This window comes from Acetivibrio ethanolgignens, from assembly GCF_001461035.1.
In the GTDB taxonomy this organism is placed as follows: Bacteria; Bacillota; Clostridia; order Lachnospirales; family Lachnospiraceae; genus Velocimicrobium; species Velocimicrobium ethanolgignens.
The window spans coordinates 1-4,706 of the sequence record NZ_LNAM01000018.1 but is presented as its reverse complement, the minus strand read 5'-3'; the positions used below and the strand labels follow the sequence as shown (position 1 = coordinate 4,706).

5 protein-coding genes and 1 pseudogene are annotated in these 4,706 nt (G+C 35.4%); all 6 read left to right on the top strand.

Features of this window, described 5'->3' with window-relative positions; genetic code table 11:
* The first annotated feature begins 57 nt into the window (after nt 1–57).
* The 6 genes and pseudogenes from ASU35_RS02030 (at nt 58) to ASU35_RS02010 (ending at nt 4,677) form a co-directional block, all read left to right on the top strand.
* Nucleotides 58–663 carry a hypothetical protein gene (locus ASU35_RS02030; protein WP_058351438.1) on the top strand — a complete coding sequence of 202 codons (606 nt, stop codon included), beginning with the start codon at nt 58–60 and terminating at the stop codon, nt 661–663.
* Nucleotides 647–832 (top strand): annotated as a pseudogene (locus ASU35_RS20875) (RNase III inhibitor); the annotation flags it as partial. The gene ASU35_RS02030 and the pseudogene ASU35_RS20875, both read left to right, overlap by 17 nt.
* Nucleotides 833–870: 38 nt before the next feature.
* The gene (locus ASU35_RS02025; protein ID WP_058351437.1) at nt 871–2,292 is read left to right on the top strand and encodes an ATP-binding protein; all 1,422 of its coding nucleotides are present in this window, start codon (nt 871–873) and stop codon (nt 2,290–2,292) included.
* 70 nt (nt 2,293–2,362) lie between these two features.
* Nucleotides 2,363–2,785, top strand: a complete 423-nt coding sequence (locus ASU35_RS02020) for a UPF0158 family protein (protein WP_058351436.1) — start codon at nt 2,363–2,365, stop codon at nt 2,783–2,785.
* A gap of 17 nt (nt 2,786–2,802) precedes the next feature.
* Nucleotides 2,803–4,065 (top strand): hypothetical protein, encoded by a 1,263-nt coding sequence (locus tag ASU35_RS02015; protein ID WP_058351435.1) that lies wholly within the window; start codon nt 2,803–2,805, stop codon nt 4,063–4,065.
* An 81-nt stretch (nt 4,066–4,146) separates the two neighbouring features.
* Complete coding sequence (locus ASU35_RS02010; protein WP_147525331.1) at nt 4,147–4,677, top strand: hypothetical protein; 531 nt, start codon at nt 4,147–4,149, stop codon at nt 4,675–4,677.
* The last annotated feature ends 29 nt before the right edge of the window (nt 4,678–4,706 follow it).

Below are 4,706 nucleotides of genomic sequence, written 5' to 3'. Positions count from 1 at the left end.
GATATCATAGCAGAATGACAGTTGTTTGTCAGTAACGCTGTGTTTTGAAGCACTTACATGCCTATGGATTTAAAGGAACAATATGACGAAAGTAAAAAGGTATTATTTGATGACAATGTATTAGATACTGAAAAAACTTTATACGAAGATATTATCTTTTGCTGTGAAAAAATACAAGCCGACTTTACATTGAAAAGGGCATTAGAGAATACCATTAATGATAAAGTTAGGGATCTGCTGGAAGCTCAAGGATACGATGTAAAGGATCAAACAAGGCATGGTTCATCCCCTACCGGTAAAGATGCAGGAAATTTAGATATACTTATTAAGATAGGTAAAAGGTCGATTTCACTTGTTGAAGCCCTTAGATTGGATAGCGTAAAAGAAGAATATATATCAGATCATATCAACAAAATATATAAGTATGATACTTTGGGACTGAGATTTAATTTCCTTATTTCGTATGTGAAAACCAAAGATTTTAAAGGTTTTTGTAATAGATATATTAAACTGATACAAGAACAGGAGTATCCATATAATCTTATACAATGCTTGATATGTGATTCCAAACAGCATCCGGAAATAAGAACAATTGAAACAGTTTTAGATAGGGAGGGGATTGCAACTAAATTGTATCATGTTGTTGTCCATATGCCAGAGTAGCTTTTCTACAATACGTAGCTTTCCGGTAGAATTTGCAGCTAAAGACGGTAAGCAGATTTTTGGAGGATAAAGAGAATAGCTTTGACCTTGTAGAATGGGTATTGTTTGATGATAATACAAAAGTGTTTATGAAGCAGAAGTAGAAAGGTTGTATGAAGCCTTTATTTAAGCAAAGACTATTATTAAAATAGAAAGTGGATGTTTATTATGAATATAAAAGATTTAATTGGTGAAGCAACTGAATACGATAAAAAGCTTGCACTGGAAGAAAAGAAACCAAAAAGCTGGTGTAAAAGTGTAAGTGCGTTTGCAAATACATTTGGTGGAACATTGATTTTTGGTATTTCTAATGAGGGGATATTTGTCGGACTTGAAGATCCGGAAGGTGATGCAGAAAAGATTAGTGAAGTAATTAAGACAAGACTTGATCCGATACCGGAGTTTAAGCTTAGATTTCATCAAACCGAAGACGGGAAGGTTTTGGTCATACTTGATGTATATAAAGGGGACGAGACACCATATTATTATTCAGGAGATGGAGTACTGGAAGCTTATGTTCGTGTTGGGAACGAAAGTGTAAAGGCAACTGCGACTGAATTGAAGCGTCTTGTTCTTAGAGGGAAAAACACATCATATGATTCGCAGAATTCTACCTATAAGGTGGATGATTATGCATTCTCAAAGCTTAAAGAAAGATATAAAAAATGGACTGGCAATAGCTTTGATGATAAAGATTTGATTTCATTTGGACTAGTAAATGAGCAGGGCGATTTAACGAATGCGGGGGCATTACTTGCGGATGAAAGTCCGATTCGTTGTTCAAGATTATTTTGTACAAGGTGGAATGGATTAAATAAAAGCGGTGGCGCAGTTGATGCGTTAGATGATGCGGAGTATTCAGGTAGTGTTATTTCCTTGATTGAGAATGGAGAGGCATTCATCAAGCGTAATTGTAAAATGAAGTGGCGTAAGACTGCGAATTCAAGAGAAGAAATGCCGGAGTATGTAGAGCGAAGCTATCACGAAGCCCTTGTAAATGCTTTGGCGCATCGTGACTATCTGGTAAATGGAAGTGAAGTCCATATTGACATATATGATGACAGAATGGAAATCTATTCTCCGGGAGGAATGCCGGATGGTTCCATAATTCAGGACAGAGATCCTCTTACAGTTCCTTCAACCAGAAGAAATCCGGTTCTTGCTGATGTATTTAATCGGCTTGGATATATGGAGCGTAAAGGTAGTGGATTTGGAAAGATTATTAGTGGATATGAATTTCAAATAAATTATAATGAGAGAAAAAAACCATCATTCCGCTCGGACAGATATCAGTTTACGGTAGTGATGCCGAACCTGAACTACGATGTCCCTCAAGATTTTGAAGGAAATGAGACAATGTCCGAATCAATGTCCGAATCAATGTCCGAATCAATGTCCGAATTGGAAAGGACAAGAATGAAGATTATTTTGCACTATCTCGATACAAATAAAGAAATAAATAGCTCTATTGCAGCAAAATTATTGAAAGTGGAAATAAAGACGGCAAGTCGACTGTTATTGAAGGCAGAAAAATTGTATATTCTTAAAAGTTACGGAAAAACAAAGAATAAAGTATATTTTAGAGAATAATGCAAATGGATGGTAAAAATGTTCCCCAGGTTGGGGAACAATTTAAAAGGAACATGAAAAAGGATAAAAGATGAAAGTAAAATTAGAAGACATAATCGAGGCAATGGAATTTGCTGGTATGGAAACAGAATACTATTATGATACCCAAAACGAAAAAATTCTGATGCTGTATGATGGAATGGTGGATGGTGAGGACAATCCGGAACTTTTTGAAGATATCAAAGAGGGATTTGTCGAGGATTATATACCGTTACCGGGACAATACGATATCAACGAGTATCAAATAATGGAAGAATTTATATACGAGCTTCCGGCGGGAAAGAATCAGGATGTATTGGCAGGGGCAATCCAGGGAAGAGGCGCTTTTAGAAGATTTAAGGATAAATTGTATGACTTGAATCTGGAGAAACAGTGGTACCAATATCGTGATGAAACCTATGAAAAAATCGCAAGGCAATGGTGTGAAAGACATAAGATTGATATTCTTGAATAAAAGAAAGAGGTGCTGATATGATACCTACAGAAGATATTATGCCAATAGTGAAAAACACAATCGCTGCATCAATTAAATGTAACACCCATCGCGGATACATTGGTTGGAGCAGCTGTGATAATATATGTATGGACATGCATGATTGCCTGGATATGTGTACGGAGACTCTGGAAATGTGTGGATATATGACTGCATTTGAGGCGGCTACATATATCTTGGTATCTGGTGTAAAGTTAGCATCTCATGCAGATAGTAGTTCGGGAATGCTTACGGATGTTATCATGTGCACATATGAACTGATAGATAAATGCACAAAAGAAATCGAAAAACAGGAAAAACAAATGCGGGATCAAGCACTTGCATTAATTATAAAAGAGGCAAAAAAGAGTGTGTTTGATGGTTGGACTGACTGGCGTTATGACCTGCTGAAATGTGGGATTTGCCTATGCGATGAAAAGAGTGCAAAGAAGCTTGAAAAGGTTTTGGATACCCTGTTGGAAAATTCACGGGAGGATTATTTCCTGGAATATACGAAAAAAGAAGATTTGATTGTAAGATATCTTTTACATAGACATTTATATGGCAAAAAGAATACGCAGAAGGAACTATATCAGAATATTGCGTTAAATGAACTACGTATTATAGCTATCAAGGATGCTATGGAAGAGAAGAATTATGATGAGGCAGAGAAACTTTGTTTAGAGAAAGCAAATGCAGAAGAGACATGGCATTATCATAGCAGTGATCCGGAAGATTGGAATAACATGCTATATGACATATACAAGATAGCAAACAACACGGAAAAGCAAATCGCACAGGCAAAAAAGCTGCTATTAATGGGAAATGAGAAGTTCTGGGATGTTTTGAAACAGATTTATAATGAGTGCGGTGCATGGAATGAAAATTACGAGAGCTTATTGGATGAGTTAAAGGATAGCAAGCGAACTGTTTGCTATCGTTGTATTCTTATTTCTGAAAATGAAAAGGAGAGATTGCTTGAAGATGTAATGGAGAATCCGTATGATTTGTTTTATTATGGAAAATATTTGGTGAAGGAATATCCGGAGCAGGTATATGAGTTGTGTTATAAGGAAATAAGTGAGAGTTGTGCTCAGGCAAAGGATAGACGAGAATATAAGAAGATAACGAAGAATATTGCACAGCTTATAAAATGGAAGGGTAATGATACTGCTAAGTCTTTAATTGAGGAATTGAAGCAGAGATATCCAAGAAAACCAGCATTGCTGGATGAATTGGAGAAGGTGGAGAAGAAATTGTAATTCGAATAAAATACTGGAAATGTTGTCATAATATAGCTGTAAGTTATTGATGGTATTTTTATAACGGAGGCTATGATGTGTATGTTTGAACAATTATTAAAAGAATATGAGGATAAACTCAGAGAAGAAGATAAGAAGAATGAAAACAAGAGGATAAAGACGGCACAATATGACTTTTATTTGCCAAAGATAAGAGATTATTTTATACCATTTATCCGGGATTTTATTCAGAAAAATAATGTTTCTTATATGGGAGATGAAGAAAGATTTTTTAATGAGCGTTTCTCACGAGATGAAATAATATTGGCAACTGTATTTTATGTAGAGAATTGTCCACAAAAGAGAAAGACTAGCGATAACAAGAAAAGAAGTATAAGTACCATATTAGACTTTTTGAATTCATTTAATAATTTTTTTGACCTTGTTTTATCCGTCAGATTTCGGATGAGACATCTTTATTATTTGAAGCCTTTTCAAGATAAGCTTATCGGAGAAATCAGAGATAAGCTTCACGAAAAAGGAATTATGATAGTGGATGTTACAAGTTATCCGGCGATGCAACAAAAAGAAGTTGATTTTATTAGTAAGTGCTTCAAAACACAGCGTTACTGACAAACAACTGTCATTCTGCTATGATATCA

Coding starts and splice junctions, on each gene's coding strand:
- ASU35_RS02030 (WP_058351438.1), top strand. CDS start 58: ATGCCTATGGATTTAAAGGAACAATATGACGAAAGTAAAAAGGTATTA.
- ASU35_RS02025 (WP_058351437.1), top strand. CDS start 871: ATGAATATAAAAGATTTAATTGGTGAAGCAACTGAATACGATAAAAAG.
- ASU35_RS02010 (WP_147525331.1), top strand. CDS start 4,147: ATGTTTGAACAATTATTAAAAGAATATGAGGATAAACTCAGAGAAGAA.
- ASU35_RS02015 (WP_058351435.1), top strand. CDS start 2,803: ATGATACCTACAGAAGATATTATGCCAATAGTGAAAAACACAATCGCT.
- ASU35_RS02020 (WP_058351436.1), top strand. CDS start 2,363: ATGAAAGTAAAATTAGAAGACATAATCGAGGCAATGGAATTTGCTGGT.